The organism is Campylobacteraceae bacterium, from assembly GCA_013215945.1.
Lineage (GTDB): Bacteria > Campylobacterota > Campylobacteria > Campylobacterales > Arcobacteraceae > NORP36.
In genome coordinates this window covers 165,178-183,328 of record JABSOM010000005.1, presented here as the reverse complement: position 1 = coordinate 183,328, position 18,151 = coordinate 165,178, and the positions used below count along the sequence as shown (strand labels likewise).

Sequence of the window (18,151 nt, the reverse complement as noted above, 5' to 3'; positions counted from 1 at the left end):
TTTATCTACTTAATACAATATTGACAGCTTTTAATAATTGATCTGGAACAAAAGGTTTAACAATCCAGCCTGTAGCTCCTGCTGCTTTCCCTTTTGCTTTCATTTCGTCACTTCTTTCTGTTGTTAAAACTAGAATTGGTTTTTTAATGTATGCAGGCACTTTTCTTAATTCTGTAATTAAAGTAAGGCCATCCATATTTGGCATATTAACATCGGTAATTATAAGGTCATAAGATGCAAGTTTTGCTTTTGCTAAGCCATCAACACCATCAACTGCTTCAGTTACATCAGTATACCCCCCTTCTGTTAATGCATAATTTAACATATCTCTTAGCATAGTAGAATCATCTACAATTAAAAGTTTTGCCATATAGTCTTCCTTCTTTAATTTAATAAAATGTTATTTTTTATATGATAGCCTAAGAAATATTAAACTAGAATAAATTTATAATGTTGATAGTGCGAGCTCTATTCGGTCTTTCTTCACTTTTAATACTTTAATTTCAAGTTCATCACCAACTTTATATAAGTCATTAATATTAGAAACTCTTTGTTTCGATATTTTTGAAATATGCAATAATCCTTCTCCACCTTGAGGAAGAACAATAAATGCTCCAAAATCCGCAATTCTTTCAATTTTTCCCATCATTACGTCATCAACTTTGTAAAGTTCTTCAAAATTAATGTATTTTTTTTCTTTTCTTGCAGGTGCGTTGTCAGATATTGTTTTAATATGTGCACAAGCATCTAAAATACTTTGCTGTGAATTTCCACTAACTTTTACATTTCCTGAATCTCTGTCAAGATCAATAGATACAGAGAATTTCTCAATTATTTCTTTAATTGTAGAACCTGCTTTTCCAATAACAACCATTATTTTAGAAGGATCAATTTTAAATTGTTCAATTAATGGTAAAGCAGAACTTGGAATAATTCCTTTTGCTGCTTCTTCCATAAGTTCAAGAATATGATCTTTACCTTCTTTTGCTTGATATAATGCTTCTTTTAAAACATCTAATTCAATACCACCTAATTTAATATCCATTTGTAAAGCCGTAATTCCTTTAGAAGAACCAGCAACTTTAAAATCCATATCTCCATCATGATCTTCTAGGCCCATAATATCAGTAAGAATTGAATATTTATCACCTTCAGTTACCATTCCCATTGCAACACCTGCAATTAAGGTAGAAACAGGAACACCTGCTGCTTTTAACGCTAAAGAACCTCCACAAACTGTAGCCATAGATGAACTACCATTGGATTCAAGTATTTCAGATACTAGTCTAACTGTTTCAGAATAATCTTTATCAATTGATGATTCCAGCGCTTTTTTACCTAAATTACCATGACCTAATTCTCTTCTGCTCACATTGAACATAGGTTTAGCTTCTCCTACTGAAAAACCAGGGAAGTTATAATGTAGTAAAAAATTGTCCATTGAAGTAGATTTCTCTGTAAGTTTTTCATACATTTGCCCTTCTTTATGACCTGCTAAAGTAGCTACTACTAAAGCTTGTGTTTCTCCTCTTGTAAATAAACAAGAAGCATGAGCAGAAGGTAAAATATTGGTTTCTATACTAATAGCTCTTACATCTTTAAGACCTCTACCATCAGCTCTAACTTTATCATTAACAATCATTGAACGAACCAGTTCTCTTTTTACTATGTTTACTGCTTCATAAATTGAAGCATATTCAAGTTCTTCTTTTTTGCAATATTCATTAGCACTTACTTCTTTAGATATTCGTTTAAGATCATTTGCTCTTTCACTTTTTGCAAGTTTTTTTATAGCCTCTTTAATATCAGAAGAAAAATTATCTCTAATGTATTCCAGAACTTCCTCTTTTAATGAAGAAGAAAGTAAATTTACAACTTCTTGTTCTTTACAAACAGACTCAAAACCACCTTCATAAGTAGTATTAATTTCATTTAATGCACTTTGTGCAAGAGCTATAGCTTCAATTAAATCATCTTCATTTATTTCATTGGTATTATGAACTTTTGTAAATGCTTCAATATCAACTTCAACCATATCTAAAGATGAAATAGCCTTCATTTCAATCATTAACAATTCATCTTTTGATCCTGCAACAAATAAATCTAATGTAGATTCATTAAGCAAAGACATTTCTGGATTAACAACAAGTTCATTATTAATTTTAGCAATTCTAACTGCTGCTACTGATTTTCTAATAGGTAAATTAGACGTATATAAAGCAGCACTTGCCGCATTTAAAGCAAGAGCTTGTAAATCAACTTCTTTATCAGCAGAAAATACAATAACAGTTATTGTAGTAGGATAAACATAACCTTTTGGAAATAAAGGGCGTAAACTTCTATCAATTACTCTTGATGTTAAGGTTTCAAACTCACTTGGTTTTGCCTCTCTTTTAATAAAACCACCGGGCAATTTAGCTGCTGCATATGTTTTTTCAATATACTGTACTGTTAAAGGCGTAAAATCTTCTGAAACAGGATTATCAAACTCACTTACAACAGTTGCTAATACAACTGCATTTCCTAAACTTAACATTACTGAACCATTTGCTTGTTTAGCAACTTTATTAAACTGAAACAGTTCTTCTTTATTATTTAATTCAAATTCACACACTGTTGACATATTTTTTCCTTAATTCTTTATATTTAAAATATCTATAAATTTAACTTCTTCTAATTCTTCATAATAATGTTTTATATTAATAAAATGTGCAATATTTTTTTTATAGTATAAATCATCTGCTATAGACTCAATCACCTGTATACTAGCACTTGGTATAATAGGAACAGCAACGGATACAGACTTAGCTTTTAAATTGATGGCTGTTTTAATACACGCCATCATTGTTAAACTCGTATTTAATCCTTCATCTACTAATAAAACATTTTTATTTTCTAAATTAACAAGTCTTTTATTATTCCTAAACTTATAAACCTTCTCATTAAGAAGATTTTCATGCATTATTTTGGATTTAGAATATACATAATCCAAAGAAATATCAAAAGACTTAGCCAACTCTTCGTGAATCACAACTTCTTGCGATTCACTAACAATTGCAATCTCACATTCATCATTATTTGGTGTATATATTTTAGCACAAAATAAATAATCTACTTTTGCATTTAAAGCTTTTGCAACTATTTTAGCAATACTGTATCCACTTGCAGAGGTAGAAAATACTATCCAATCTTCAAGTTTCATTTCTTCAATTGGCAAAATATCAATTAACTGCTTTGCCGCATCTTCTCTATTTTTAAAATAAACCTTATCTGTTTTCATTTCAACTCTTTATCATCAATATTATTCTTCTCTTATTTTAAATTTTTGACGAACACTTGTTATTGGTTTTAACTCAAAATTAATAAATATTATACTTTGTTTAGTAGTATCAGCACTTGAACTGGTAATTATTTCATTTCGTAATTCTAAGGATAAAGCCCAACAATCTTCAGATATAGAAAATATAAAACTTTCTTTACTTTTTATTTTATCATGAATATTATAATTTTGCTTATAAGCAATATTATATTTTTTATTTATTTTGTAACGCAAAGCAATATTTGCAGATTCTAAATCATCTTTATTAGAATTGGGAGTATCCTTAGATTTATAATGCCCTACACTTGTTCCAAAATCATTAAAGTCAAATTTTACTGTTGTGGAATTCTCAATAAATGTTTTATCTTCATTTGAATAAACAAATCTATTAGAAAAAGTTCCCAAATCAAAATTATAACTTAGTGTATTTTCCAAATTGGTCAATTTTGAATTTCCACTGCTATCATAGGTAATATTTTGTGTCATTTTATGATTAATAATTTGTGATAAATCAATTTGTGAGTAAAAAGACTGATTAAGCCCTAAAGCAACCGAACGTTCATTTTTGCTTAATGAAAAAGAAGATAAATCACTGTCATCTTGATTTTCACCATTAATCTTATAAATATCACCACTTTGTTTTAACGTATCTGCAAAAGTAAATTTAGAAGACAAATTAATCGTATGAATAAATGAGCTATAGGGTTTTATTAAATCCGTAGATAAATCTAAAACATGCAAGTTTTGTGCTAAATATGCATTTTCATAATCCCTTGAAGAATTAGAATAATCTATTTTTGACAATTGAAGTTCTTCACTTAAAGTAAGATTTAAAAAATCATCAAAAAAAGAAAAACTTAAAGAAATAGGAACATTAACATCTGTCATATTCGCATTTAAACCATTTTCTCTGGTGTAATTCGTATTTTTAACATCAACAGAATAAAGTAAATTATCATAAAAAACGGAATCAATATATTTATGTGCTTGTACCTGTGGTAACTGTTGAAGAGTAGAAGAATTATCATCAATTGAACGATCTAAATAGTATCTTAAATAAGTTCCTGCATAATAAGAAGGAGTATTAAAATAATAATTAATTTTAGATGTGATTTTTTTATCACTTGGAGCAGATTCATCCCCTTCTAAAGTAATAAATTCTACATCATTCAAATAAGAAAGAGAAACAAATAATGCATCTTTATTGTTTTCATTATCGGAGAATAAATTACTACGTACATAATCTAAATCCCATCCATAATGTTTTTGATTGTCTAAGTCATGTTCTTTATAATAAGAATCTTGTTCTTTAAAGGCCCCAACTTTAACTTTTAATGTTGAATAAGCAGAATCGGCATATCTAAAATAAGAATATAATCCCACTCCTCGATTTGATTTATATTGAGGCACAAATTCAAAATCATAATTAGCTTCTGGTGCATAAAAAATGGGTTGAGAGTAAACAAAACCCTCTCCGCTTGAAAAACCAATAGTAGGTCTCAAAAGCCCTGTTCTTCTATTTGTATTGGTTGAGAAACCAAAATATGGTGTATAAAAAATAGGCATAGATTTTATATACAATCGCGTATTAAAAGTATGGATAAATTGATCTAACTCATCGTAATATCCAGAAGAAAAACGCAAACTCCACATAGGATCAATACAATCACAAGAAGAAATAACAGCAGAGCCAAAAGAAAACTCATCGTTTTCTTTTGTCATAACATTTGTATCAATCCATACATTACTTGCATTGTTTATAAGAAAAGAGGGGTTCTGCAATAATTCATCTTTTTTCATATCTAAAAAGGAATAATTACTTTGTGTTTTTATTTTATTATCTTTTATAATAATTACATTGTCAAAAAGCTCCAACGTTTCAAGTTTTTTATCATAAATTACTTTATCAGCAGTGATATAATATTTAGGAGAATAAATAACAACATCTCCTGTTGCTATTAGGGTATCGTTATTTGTAGTAACTTTAGCTGCAAGAATTTGCAACTTTTGTGTTTCTATAGCAGCTTGTGCAAAAGAAATAAATAAAAATGAGATTAAAAATATATAATTACGCACTAACAACAACAGTCCTACCTAACATATCATGAAATGTTCTTTTGCCATCATTAAAAAAAGCAATTATAAAACCAATATAAAACAGCATTTCAGACACTACTCTAGCACTTGAGCGAAAGGCAGCATTTAAAAAAGACACTTTTCCTAAATTGTCATTATCAATGACTTTGATTTTTGCAAATAATTTACCCAAAGTGGCTCCATAATACCAGATAAAGAAAGTATGATAAACAAACTTAATAAAAACAATTTGATAAACAAATTCATTCATAATTAATAATAACTCTTCCATTGACGTATTGTTTTTAGTAAATAACTCCCAAAAAACAAAAATAATCAAAACAGTCATTAATATATCATCAATAACAAAGGCTTTTATTCTTGCTTGAATGGAAGCTAATTCTAGTTCATTGCTGTTGTTCATAGGCTTACTTTAATGCTTGGTAAGCGATATCAGTTCTTAGTTTTTTTCCTAAGAAGTGAACTTGACCACATAAAGCATATGCTCTGTTTCTTGCTTCATTAATGTTTTTCCCAAAACCAACACAAACAAGAACTCTTCCACCACTTGCAAAAAGTTTTCCATCTTCTTTTTTTACACCTGCATAAGAAATATGAGAATTATTTTTTAAGTCTTCATCAATTATTTCATCCACAATAATTTCAGCAGCTTGGGATGAAGAGTAAGGATAATTTCCACTTGCCATTACAATACCAACAGCATAATCATTTTTCATAACAATGTTTAAATTAGATAAGTCTTTTGTTGCTGCTTTATAAAAAAGATCAGAAACTTTACTTTTAATTAATGGCAATAGTATTTCGCACTCAGGATCCCCAAACCGCACATTGTATTCCAAAATAATAGGCTCACCTTTTACTACCATAACACCAATAAAAAGAACACCTTCAAAAGAAGCCCCTTCTTTTTTCATTCCCTCAAGTGTTGGTTTAATAACCCTATCTTCAATTTTTTTATAAAGTTCCTCATCAACCAAAGGGGTTGGAGCATAAGCACCCATTCCCCCAGTATTAGGTCCTTTATCACCATCTAAAAGACGTTTATGATCTTGGGCAGCTGGTAATACTTTATAATTTTCTCCATCACAAATAGCAAAAACGGATAGTTCATAACCATCTAAAAATTCTTCTATAATAACAGCTTTCCCCGCATCTCCAAAAGAACTTCCACTTAACATATCTTTTACTGCTTCTTTTGCTTCCTCTTTAGATGCTGCTATTATTACACCTTTTCCAGCACATAAACCATCTGCTTTTACAACGATGGGAGTGTTCATATTATCAATAAAAGAGTAAGCTTCTTCTGCTTTGCTTGTTTCTAAAAAAGCAGCAGTAGGAATGTTAAATTTTTTAAGCATATTTTTCATATACACTTTTGAACCTTCAAGTCTAGCGGCCGCTTTACTTGGTCCAAAAATTACCAAATTTTTTGCTTTGAAAATATCTACAATACCATCAACTAAAGGAGCTTCTGGACCAACAATAGTTAAATCAATTTTTTTAGTAATTGCCCAAGAACACAATTCATTATAATTTTCAATATTAATATTTGTACCTAAGTCAGAAGTAGCACCATTTCCTGGCATAAAAAATAATTCATGCTCTTTTTCATTAGAAATACTCAAACCCATTGAGTATTCTCTACCACCACTTCCAAGTATCAAAATCTTCACTAAAAATCCTTGCATTAAATATTATTTATAAAACAATGTTTAAAAAACACTCTTTAATAAATAAAGTACCAAGTAGTCGTTAACCATCAATTTGGCCCATAAAAGCCAATCACTGCATGTAAGAGTTGTACTTCAGGAGTGTAAACAAAAAGAAACACTGCACACCATACATCTACATTTACTCGCAAAAATACAGTATCGGACCCTCAACAATGGAAATCCCGAGCTACCTAGATACCGTAATTGTAGCAAAGTAAATTTAAATTATAGTTTAAATTTAGAGCATAAAAAAGAATTATCTTATTTATTATAAAGTTCTTTAGCTAAGTTAATGCAAGACTTGATATTTGGTTTAGCACTTATTGCATAATCTAAGTTAGAAGGGAAATAAGAAGCTGTAGTTTTACCGATAAGAACAGCTCTATAAGATTTATCCCAAGAGTACTGTTTAAAAAAACATTCAATACAAGAAGGAGAGGAGAAGATAATAACAGCATTCTTTGAAATATACATTTTATCTTCATTTGAACATACGGTTTCATAAGTGATTTGTTGTTTTATGTTAATTTTTGCATTTGTTAAAAGTGAGACTAAATTAGAAACAGTTTTTTTAGCAGAAATATATAAAACATTTTTATCTTTTAATAAAGGAATCAGTTCTTTTGCAAAATCATTACCATGAGACGTTTTTCCAACAAATACTAGTTTTGAATGATGGGATAATAAAATTTCACTTGTTTTAGGTGCAATTGCATAAGAATCAATACTTTCCCATAAACCCTTATGTGGAAGAAGTGAAGTAATGGCATTTTTAGATGTAAAAATTAAAGCATTATATTGTGAGAAATCTGCTTTAAAAGGAAGGTAATTAATCCTAAAAACTTTTAGATTAATTACTCCCTCGTGTTTTTGATTATTTAGAAGATAAATATTAGACATATCTAAACCTTTTTTATAATCTTTTTATTCTTCTAAAAATTCTTCTTCGTTATTGTCTCTTTCACCTTTTTTTCTAGCAACTAAATGTATAGGTGTTCCATCAAAATCAATATTTGAGCGTAAAAAGTTAATCAAATACCTTTTATAAGAGAAATGCAGTAAATTAGGTTTATTCATTATAAGCGCAATTCTTGGCGGTTTCGTTTCAAATTGAGTAGTATAATAAATTCTTAAATACGCACCATTAGGACTAGGAAGAGCATGTCTTCTAACTGCTTCTTCTATTGTTGCATTTAATACAGACGTAGTTATTCTTTGTGAATAATTGTCATAAATTTCTATTAATTTATCTTTTAATCTATCAATAGATCGTCCTGTTTTTGCAGATACTGCAATAATAGGAGCATAAAATAAAAATTTAAAACGTGTTCTAATTTCTTCTTCTACTTTTTTGAACGTTTCAATATTATTATCCCATTTATTTAAAACAACAATAGTACCTAATCCATACTCATCAACCAAACCAGCAATTTTTTCATCTAAATCAACAAAAGGCTCAGAAGCATCAAGAACTAATAACGCTAAGTTTGCTACTTGTAACATCTCTTTTGTTCGCATTAAAGCATATTTTTCTATACCTTCAATACTCCCTCTTCGTCTTAATCCAGCCGTATCAACAAAAGTAATCTCTTTGTCTTTGTATTCATACATTTCATCAACAGGATCAATAGTAGTACCAGCAATGGGAGATACTACAGAACGCTCTTCACCAAGAAGTGCATTTAGAATAGAAGATTTACCAACATTCACTCTTCCAATAATAGCCACTCTTAATTTATTATCATCTTCTTGTGTTTCATTAACATCAGTGATTTTTTCATCATAGTTTTCATCTAATTCATCTTCATTTAATTCTTTGTTTTCATCTTCTTCTGAAGGCTCAACATAAGGTTCAGGTAAATATCTGTTTATCCAATCCATTAAAGATTTTGTTCCTCTGTTATGCGAAACAGAAATAGCAAATAAATTTTCTTCACCAATTCCGAACTCATAAAAATCCCAAAGTCTTTCCATCTCTTTATCATTATCGATTTTATTAACTACAAGAGCCAGTTTTTTACCCAAGTTTTGTAATTCATAAAACAATTCTTTGTCTTTTTCATCAGGAAGTTTTTTCCCATCCACCATAAAAAGTATGATATCAGACTCTTTTGCTGTTTCAATTGCTTTTCTTTTTACTACTGAAAAAATAGCATCATCTGTTTCATCAATTCCACCAGTATCAAGCATTAGAGCTTCTTTATCAAAAATACTAACTCTGTGTTTTCTTATATCTCTTGTAGTTCCTGATTGTTCAGATACAATAGCAATACGCTTCTGAGCAATTCTATTAAAAAGCGATGATTTTCCAACATTGGGTTGTCCAATTAAAGCAATTTTTGTTAATTCTTTTATATCTTGCATTCTTATCCTATTTATTTAAACATATACAATGTGATAAAAAAGAAGTACGTTTAAATTTCTAAAGTATTTAAGAAAATACCTTAGAAATTTAAACATAGAAGCTTCTAATATCTTTTAATAACAAAAAGTTTTTACATGTATATGTAATTTTTTTGTATTATAACAAAAAAAAAGGTATTAGCCAAAGCTAATACCTTTAATTTTACTATTTACTACTAAAGTTTAGTATAAACCAAATTTTGACTCTTCTTTCATTGGATAAATCACTCTCATATTATCGTCTTTGTCATAAAAAACTTTAAATGCAGCTTCAGATTCTTTTAATTCATTTAAAGCATCTTCAATATCCATTGGTTTATAAGAATTTAATCTAACTCCAACAATTTCACCTTCTAATTTTTCTAATTCATTAGCAATTTCATCTTCTTTGCTAGCTGAATCAACTTCGCTTAGTTTAGTTGCTCTATGACCTGATATCTTATCATGATGTCTTCTTAAGACTTTAGATACTCTATCAACTGCAATATCAATAGCTGTATATAAATCTTTATCTTTTTGTTTTACAACAACAGTATCTAAATTAGCAATATTTAAAGTAAATTCAAAAGAAAATGCTTTTTTGCCATGTTTCTCTTCTTGAGAAATAATCGAATTGACTGAAATAATATCTAAATTATATTTTGCAAATGCTTCTATTGATGCATTAATATATTCTTTGATTGGATCTGTTAAATCTATATGTCTACCTACAATACTTGTATTCATCTAATACTCCTTGTAATAAGTTACAGGTTAAGTTTACCAAAGTAAATTTAAAAATTAATTAATATTTTATAAGGTATGGCTTAATTTTATAATTTAGTAAATTATAATAATAATTATAAAATTAAAAAAGAAGGGAATATATATATTAGAGATAAAAGTGAGAGAATAAAAGAATAGTAATATTAAGTTTTTTATTCTAAATCATGTTTTATCTAACATTTTGAATAAAAAGATATAAAATAATTACTATTCTTTGTAATTATTTATATCTTAAGTATTTCTATAAGAATAGATTATCTAACTTAAATAAGTATTTCTCTGTTACCTTTTACATTGGGCTCAGATAAAACTCCTGCTAATTGTAATTGTTCAACAATAGTAGCAGCACGGTTATAACCAATTCTTAATTTTCTTTGTATATAAGAAATAGATGTTTTTTTATCATTAATCACAATCATTTTCGCACTTTCGTACAATTCATCAAATGCGCTTTCATCAGATGGATTGGAGCTCATAGCTGAGCCCTCTTTTGCTTTAATAAAATTCATATCATATTGCACTTCTCGCTGCGCTTTTAAAAACTCAACTACTTCTTCAATTTCACTTTCTTTTGACCAAGGAGCATGAAGCCTTACAAGTCCAGACATACCAGGAGGAGTAAATAACATATCTCCACGCCCTAATAAAGATTCAGCGCCCATAGCATCTAAAATGATTTTGGAATCAATTCTCTGCCCTACTTTATAAGCAATTCTACTTGGAAGATTGGCTTTAATAAGACCCGTTACAACATCAACAGAAGGTCGTTGCGTTGCCACTATTAGATGTATTCCAGAAGCCCTAGCCATTTGAGCAAGCCTTGCAATGGAAATTTCAACTTCTTTTCCAGAAGTCATCATTAAATCTCCTAACTCATCAATAATCACAACAATATATGGAAAAGCATCATAATCAGCTGTTTTTGACTTTTCATTATAGTTTTCAATATTTTTTGTACGTGATTTAGCCATCAGAGTATATCTTCTCTCCATCTCTAACACCATATTAGCTAAAGCAGTTACCGCTTCACTGGGTTTTGTAATAATAGGCGTTAATAAATGAGGAATATCTTCATACATTGTAAATTCAAGCATTTTAGGATCAATCATCACCAGTTTTAAATCATCGGGAGAGTTTTTATACAATAAAGATAAAATCATTGAATTAATTCCCACAGATTTACCAGAACCTGTAGTTCCTGCAATTAATAAGTGAGGAAGTTTTTTAAGATCTGTTACAAAAGGTTTACCTACAATATCTTTTCCTAAAATCATAGTCAAAGGAGAAGTTGATTTTTGAAAAATTTCTGAGTCCAATAAATCTTTAAAATATATAATTTGTGACTCTTCATTAGGAACTTCAATACCAACTACATCTTTTCCAGGAATGGGAGCTTGAATTCTAATGGTTTGAGCTTTTAAAGCCATAGCTAAATCATCTTGTAAATTTAATATTTTAGATACTTTAATATGAGCAGCTGGTTTAAATTCAAACGTTGTTACAACCGGACCTGTATACGTACGGACAACATCTCCTTCAATTTTAAACTTTGAAAGTTTATCCAATAAATCACCAATTTTTTTATCTATTAAATCTTCATCCATTTTTGATTTTTTCATTTTAGGAGCATCTTGAAAAAATTTATTTAAAGGTAATTTAAAATCTTTTGGTTTAATATTCTCACCTAATTCAATTTGATCTTGTAAAATTTTGTTTTCTTCTAATTCTTCTACAATTACTGAATGAGAGGACTCTACTTCATTTACTTTTTCTTCTATAATTACTGCTTCTTGAATTTTTTCTTCTTGAAGAAGTGTTTCTTCAAGAATTATCTCAGCAGTATCTCCTACTTCTTTAACAGAGACTTTTTCGACTTTTCTTTTTACACGTTTTTTACTGGACTGCGGTATTTTTTCGATTTGTTTAAAATCAAAAGAAGGTTTTTTTATTTTAACTGCTGCTAGTTTTTCTTTTAATGAAATATTTTTATCTTCAAGAAATACAAGTAAAGTAATGACAAAACAAATTAAAATAAAAATCCATAAGCCTGCTTTTCCGATAAAGGGATTCAAACTTAATACAATAATACTGCCAATTTCACCACTTAAATTGTCTTTAATTACTAAAGCTTGAAAGATTAACACTGCAAAAATAAAAATTACTAAAATCAAGGATTTCATTAAGAGTTTCTCTTTTTCATAATCAATAAAATTAAGTATATACAAGGGATATAATAAAAAAAGTAAATATGCGTAAGAAAGATATCCAAAATAATTATGTGAAAAGTCTGCAAAACTAGAGCCTATAACGCCTACGGTTTGCATATCAGAGATAAAGATTGAATATTGTAAAAACAGTATTATAAATAAAGAAATTAAAGAAAGTATTTTTTTAGTTATGGTTTATCCTTTTAATAATTTAGAAATTTTGCCTTGTAAACGTAACCACGATCTGTGCTCCATTAAAGGAAAACCAGCCCATTGTTTTTTACTTACTTTAATACTTTTTGTAACACCAGCACGTGCTGATATTGTAGTAAAAGGTGCGATTTCTAAATGCCCAGCTGTACCACTTTGTGCACCCATAATTACATATTCATTTAAAACAGTTGAGCCTGCTAAACCAATTTGTGCTGTTAAAATACAGCCAGGTCCTACTATACAATTATGCGCAATTTGAATTAAATTATCAATTCTTACACCATCATGGATAATAGTAGATTTAAAGGCAGCTCTGTCAATTGTAGTATTTGCACCAATTTCAACATCGTTTCCAATCATTACATTTCCATTTTGGTATATTTTAATGTATTTGCCTTTATTATTAGCAAAACCAAAACCATCAGCACCTATAATAGCACCAGAATGAATTAAACAATCATCTCCTACTGTACAATCACGATATATTACAACATTGGCTTGAATAATAGTATTGTCTCCAATACGTACATTATCTCCAATATACGCCCCAGGGAAAACCGTACAATTGTTACCAATAATTACATTTTTTCCAAGATTTGCCCCTGGCATAATTACTGTATTTTTTCCAATTAAAGGCTCTTTTCCATCCACATCTACAAGCTGAGAAGAAAAATACTTACTTGCTCTCGCAAGTTCAATATAAGGTTCTTCACAAATAAGAGCAAGTGTATTTAAAGGAAGTAAAGATGCAAACTCTTTTTTAATAAAAACAGCTGCAGCTTTAGTATTCTCCAAATCTTTCAGATATTTTTTGTTTTCTAAAAAAGTGACTTCTTTCGCATTTGCGTCTTTTAGGGTATTAAGGCCTATAATTTTTTGATTACTAGAACACTCAATATCCAGATTTTTACACAAGTCATTTAATTTCATTTCTAATCCTTATCTCTCAATTGCTACAATTCCAGATCGTACGATTTCTAAGGGTTTATATTTTTGCATTACAGAAATAAAATTAGCAATTCTTGCTGCTGAATCAGTAGCTGAAACTATAATTGCATCATCTGTTACATCTTGAATACTACCATGATAGGTTTTTGCAATAACGTCAATATCTGCTAAATTATTATCAATAGAAAATTTCATTAATACTGTATCTTTTTCAATTACATCTTTATGTTCGTTTACTTTTAAAATAGGAATAAGTTTATTTAATTGTTTAACAATTTGAGAGATAACTCTTTTATCTCCTGTTGTAACAATAGTCATACGTGAATAATCACTTCCTTCTACAGGTGCAACAGTCAAAGAATCAATATTGTAACCACGCGCTGAAAATAAACCTACAATTCTTGACAAAGCATTGTTTTCATTTAGAACAACTACAGAAATAACCTGTCTTGTGATTTCTTTGTCGTAGTAGTGATTATCACTATGCATCTGTATCTCCTATAAGTGTCATTTCATTTAAAGCATGCCCATTGGGAACCATTGGTAAAACATCTTCATTTCTATCAACAATAACTTCAATCATTGCAACTTTCTTTTGTTTAACAGCATCTTTTAATGCAGCATCAAATTCTTCTTTTGTTTTAACTTTATAACCAACACCACCAAATGCTTCTACTAACATTTGAAAATTAGGTTGAGCATCTAATACTGTTTCAGATAATCTGTTACCATAAAACATGGTTTGCCATTGTCTTACCATTCCTAGGTAATTATTATTTAAAATTACATTAATTACAGGAAGATTACTTTCAACACAAGTCATTAACTCTTGAATGTTCATTAAAATTGAACCATCACCTGTAATATTTATTGAAATTTTATCTGGATTACCACGTGCCACACCCATTGCAGCTGGAAGACCAAAGCCCATAGTTCCCAATCCACCAGAAGTTACAAATTGTCTTGGACGTGAAAATGGATAAAATTGTGCAGCCCACATTTGATGTTGTCCAACATCGGTTGATACAATAGCTTTATCTCCTAATAATTCACCAATTCTAACTATTGGCCATTGAGGTTTAATAGTTTCAGTAGAATCAATGAAGCGTAAAGGTTGTTTTTCTCTGTATTCTAATAATAAATCATTCCAATTAGAATAGTCATTAAATTTCATCTCAGCAGCTGCTTCAAGCATACCTTTTAAAGTAACTTTTAAATCTCCCACTATTGGAAAGTTTGTATCTACTAATTTATCAATAGAAGTAGGATCAATATCAATATGAATTACTTTTGCTTTTTTTGCAAACTGATCTAAACGCCCAGTAACTCTATCATCAAATCTTGCTCCCAAGGAAATAAGTAAATCAGTTTCATGAGCCGCCATATTAGCAGCATATTCACCATGCATACCAAGCATTCCAAAAAACATTTTATTATCATGTCCCATAACACCTCTTGCCATTAATGTTTCAACAGCAGGAATATTAGTAAGTTTTGAAAACTCCCTTATTTCTTCACTACAATTAGCAAGAACAGCCCCTCCACCTACATATAATAATGGTTTTTTAGCTTTACTAATAGCTTCCATTGCTTTTTTTAATTGCCGTTTATTATAATTAACGGTAGGTTTATACGTTGGTAAATCAACCGGTTTTGAATAATCAAAAATACCCATTTGTGCAGTAATATCTTTTGGAATATCAACATGCACAGGACCAGGTCTGCCTGTTGAAGCAATATGAAAAGCTTCTTTCATAACGCGTGCAATATCATCAATATGATTAATTAAATAATTGTGTTTTGTACATGGTCTTGAAATTCCAATAGCATCAATCTCTTGAAAACCATCTGTTCCAATTATTGTTGTAGGAACTTGTCCCGAAATAACAACCAAAGGAATTGAATCCATATATGCATCTGCCAAACCAGTAACTGCATTTGTAAAACCAGGACCTGATGTTACAATAGCAACTCCAACTTTACCAGTTGACTTAGCATAACCTTCAGCCGCATGAATTGCAGCTTGTTCGTGTCTTGTTAAGATATGTTGAAAATTATCTTGTTTATAAATTTCATCATAGACGTTCATAATAGCGCCTCCAGGATAACCAAAAACTACGTCTACCCCTTCTTCATGTAATGATTCTGTAACCATTTTCGCGCCGGTCATTTTCATAATACTTTCTCCCTAATAAAATAGGCATTATTGTACAAAAAAATACATTAAAAGTGCGTTAAGAAAAGAGGACTATCTTAATAGTTTTATGCAATTTTAATAGTACTTATCTTATAATCCATTAATATAGAAAAGGATTTTTTATGGATGTTAATAATATAAACCCCAATATTGATAATTTACAAGGTCTTAATCCCCAAGTAAATTTAGACAGAACCCATGCTTCCTCACAAGTAAAAAACGAAGAAGAAGATTCCTATAACTTAAGTATATCAGCACTATTAACCCATGATAGAAGTAATTTAGCTCTTGGCTTGGAACAATCTAATCAAGGTTTAGCTATTACTAAAATTGCACAAAATACCCTAGAAGAACAAAGCAAAATCTTAGATAAAATTGAAAATAAATTTGAGAAAAGTGAAGATCAACAATTAAACAACGAAGATGTTTTAGAAGTAAAATCTTTGTTAAAAGACTTTGCAGTAGAAACACAAAACAGTAAATTTGACAATAAAAATCTTTTTGCCGCACAATACGAAGAAAAAACGATTACTTTGTCTGTTGATAACAATTCTTTACAAATTGATAAAGTAGACTTAAAAGAAATTACACAAAATTTAAATATACAAGCAAATAAACTTCCATTAGAAGAAGCAGAGTTTCTAGAAGTGTTAACACAAGCAAAAGAGATAATAAACACAGCTTCTAGTGATTTTAAAGGAATAGAGAAAAATATTGAATTGTCTGCAAAAGAGAATATTACTCAAGAAGATACGGTAAGAGTAGAAAACAGTAAATATAAAGAAATTAATTTTTCCAATGAAGTAAAAGACTTTTCAAGAACAAATATTATTGCAAATGCTGGACTTATAGCATCACAAGCCAATATCGTTCAAGAACAAAGTGTAAGGCTATTGTCAAAATAATGCGACGATAGGTTTTAAGCTATTAAATAACTACATAAACCCCTTAACATCATTATCATCTTTAAACCTTGGAAACGGGGTTTTAAGTGTGTCAAAAATTGACACACCTTATTAAATATTCAATTAACTATCAAAACATCATAACAAAATGAAAGACAATCACCCTACTTAAAATAATTCTCCTAAAATAAAAAATGATTACTTTATATAAAAGAGAATTGGAAGATTTAAAAAAATACTGCCAAATTAAAAGACAAATAAGAGCATTAAATTTAAAGGAATAAATTGTAACTTCAAGTAACTAGTGCAATATAAATTTTCAAATGACTACTATAATTTGGTATTGTGCCCCTGGAATTTCAATTCTTTTTCCTTTAAATATATTTAATTGTATTTAAACTATGATTAAAGCATAATACAGATTATTTCTTAATAATTTGATTTTAAGAGCTCGTGAAAGCTATCGCATTCGTTTTTTTTCTTCTTTTCTTGAAAAGAAGAAACAAGAAAGCAACTGACAGTTGTTGAAGGCGGAGCTTCCCTCACTTATTATTTTGTGTTTCTGCCTTGTGGAACTCCCTAAAACGTGCATTAAAGTACCTTTTTTACGGTCAAGCAGTCCTCAGGCTGTTTCGAAACAAAAAATAAACGCTCGGCTTCAACAAAGTCAGAACCACGCTCCACATTTTTCTAAATAATTGATTTTTTTTAAAAGCTAGAAGTATAAAGAAGTGGTCATAAGTAAAATAATCATTCAGAAGGCTCTTCCCCTGACTTTGAGAAAGCTAAATCTTTTTATTTTTTAACGGAAAAAGGCGAGGACTAATCGAGCGTAAAGAAATGTGCTCTTTAGCACATTTTAGTAGGTTCCACAGCCTAGTTAAACAATAAAAATATTTAGGCACCCGAAGGGCTTTATCATTTCGTCAGTTGCTTCTTTTTGTTTCTTTTTCTGACAATTAAGAAAAAGAAAAAAGCGCAAAGGTTACTTTGTATGAGCTCTTAAATATAAAATAATTTGGTATTGTGTCCCCGGAATTTACAGAGGAAAATATAAAGGCTACTTATTTGGGAAAAAAATGTGTAACTATTTAATATCGCACAAAGAGCATTTAAATTCTGTTTCACTTTATAATCATGTAAAAGTTCAAAGAAATAATATTAATGGGACGAATCCAAGACAAGAAGGTTTTAAAAGTGGTCTTGCTTTGGCTTTGTATGATATTCAGAACTACTTGGCTGATTTACATAACTAAGTATTCTGGATATTCATCCATTATCCCTTGAATCAATTTCCCCTCTTTAATAATCTTAAATGGAAATATTTCTATAATACTTTTATGATGTCCATATTGACAATTAATGTTTATTGTACATCACACACC

At 29.4% G+C, this 18,151-nt stretch carries 15 protein-coding genes; 2 read left to right on the top strand and 13 right to left on the bottom strand.

Annotated elements, in window-relative coordinates; translation table 11 throughout:
- Position 1 precedes the first annotated feature (1 nt).
- The 13 genes from HRT41_07170 to HRT41_07110 form a co-directional block, all read right to left on the bottom strand.
- Positions 2 to 370 (bottom strand): response regulator, encoded by a 369-nt coding sequence (locus HRT41_07170; protein NQY23799.1) that lies wholly within the window; start codon positions 368 to 370, stop codon positions 2 to 4.
- Between the two features lie 75 nt (positions 371 to 445).
- On the bottom strand, positions 446 to 2,623 hold the full coding sequence (locus HRT41_07165) for a polyribonucleotide nucleotidyltransferase (GenBank protein NQY23798.1): 2,178 nt from the start codon (positions 2,621 to 2,623) through the stop codon (positions 446 to 448).
- A 9-nt stretch (positions 2,624 to 2,632) separates the two neighbouring features.
- A complete protein-coding gene (locus HRT41_07160) occupies positions 2,633 to 3,280 on the bottom strand; it encodes an ABC transporter (GenBank protein NQY23797.1) in 648 nt (215 codons plus the stop codon).
- A 21-nt stretch (positions 3,281 to 3,301) separates the two neighbouring features.
- On the bottom strand, positions 3,302 to 5,401 hold the full coding sequence (locus HRT41_07155) for an LPS-assembly protein LptD (protein NQY23796.1): 2,100 nt from the start codon (positions 5,399 to 5,401) through the stop codon (positions 3,302 to 3,304).
- The gene (locus HRT41_07150) at positions 5,388 to 5,819 is read right to left on the bottom strand and encodes an RDD family protein (GenBank protein ID NQY23795.1); all 432 of its coding nucleotides are present in this window, start codon (positions 5,817 to 5,819) and stop codon (positions 5,388 to 5,390) included. Before HRT41_07150 ends, HRT41_07155 begins: the two co-directional genes overlap by 14 nt.
- Before the next feature lie 4 nt (positions 5,820 to 5,823).
- A complete protein-coding gene (gene purD, locus HRT41_07145) occupies positions 5,824 to 7,089 on the bottom strand; it encodes a phosphoribosylamine--glycine ligase (protein NQY23794.1) in 1,266 nt (421 codons plus the stop codon).
- Between the two features lie 300 nt (positions 7,090 to 7,389).
- On the bottom strand, positions 7,390 to 8,028 hold the full coding sequence (locus HRT41_07140; protein NQY23793.1) for a uroporphyrinogen-III synthase: 639 nt from the start codon (positions 8,026 to 8,028) through the stop codon (positions 7,390 to 7,392).
- Between the two features lie 24 nt (positions 8,029 to 8,052).
- On the bottom strand, positions 8,053 to 9,492 hold the full coding sequence (gene der, locus HRT41_07135) for a ribosome biogenesis GTPase Der (GenBank protein NQY23792.1): 1,440 nt from the start codon (positions 9,490 to 9,492) through the stop codon (positions 8,053 to 8,055).
- Positions 9,493 to 9,714: 222 nt separating this feature from the next.
- Positions 9,715 to 10,257 carry a ribosome-associated translation inhibitor RaiA gene (gene raiA, locus HRT41_07130; GenBank protein NQY23791.1) on the bottom strand — a complete coding sequence of 181 codons (543 nt, stop codon included), beginning with the start codon at positions 10,255 to 10,257 and terminating at the stop codon, positions 9,715 to 9,717.
- 302 nt (positions 10,258 to 10,559) lie between these two features.
- Positions 10,560 to 12,620, bottom strand: a complete 2,061-nt coding sequence (locus HRT41_07125; GenBank protein NQY23790.1) for a DNA translocase FtsK 4TM domain-containing protein — start codon at positions 12,618 to 12,620, stop codon at positions 10,560 to 10,562.
- A 78-nt stretch (positions 12,621 to 12,698) separates the two neighbouring features.
- A complete protein-coding gene (gene lpxD / locus HRT41_07120) occupies positions 12,699 to 13,646 on the bottom strand; it encodes a UDP-3-O-(3-hydroxymyristoyl)glucosamine N-acyltransferase (protein NQY23789.1) in 948 nt (315 codons plus the stop codon).
- A gap of 9 nt (positions 13,647 to 13,655) precedes the next feature.
- On the bottom strand, positions 13,656 to 14,153 hold the full coding sequence (ilvN, locus tag HRT41_07115) for an acetolactate synthase small subunit (GenBank protein ID NQY23788.1): 498 nt from the start codon (positions 14,151 to 14,153) through the stop codon (positions 13,656 to 13,658).
- Positions 14,146 to 15,840 carry an acetolactate synthase large subunit gene (locus HRT41_07110; GenBank protein NQY23787.1) on the bottom strand — a complete coding sequence of 565 codons (1,695 nt, stop codon included), beginning with the start codon at positions 15,838 to 15,840 and terminating at the stop codon, positions 14,146 to 14,148. Before HRT41_07110 ends, ilvN begins: the two co-directional genes overlap by 8 nt.
- A 143-nt stretch (positions 15,841 to 15,983) precedes the next feature.
- Between HRT41_07110 and HRT41_07105 the strand changes: the two genes are divergently transcribed.
- The gene (locus HRT41_07105; GenBank protein ID NQY23786.1) at positions 15,984 to 16,766 is read left to right on the top strand and encodes a hypothetical protein; all 783 of its coding nucleotides are present in this window, start codon (positions 15,984 to 15,986) and stop codon (positions 16,764 to 16,766) included.
- Between the two features lie 1,079 nt (positions 16,767 to 17,845).
- Positions 17,846 to 18,022 carry a hypothetical protein gene (locus tag HRT41_07100; protein ID NQY23785.1) on the top strand — a complete coding sequence of 59 codons (177 nt, stop codon included), beginning with the start codon at positions 17,846 to 17,848 and terminating at the stop codon, positions 18,020 to 18,022.
- The last annotated feature ends 129 nt before the right edge of the window (positions 18,023 to 18,151 follow it).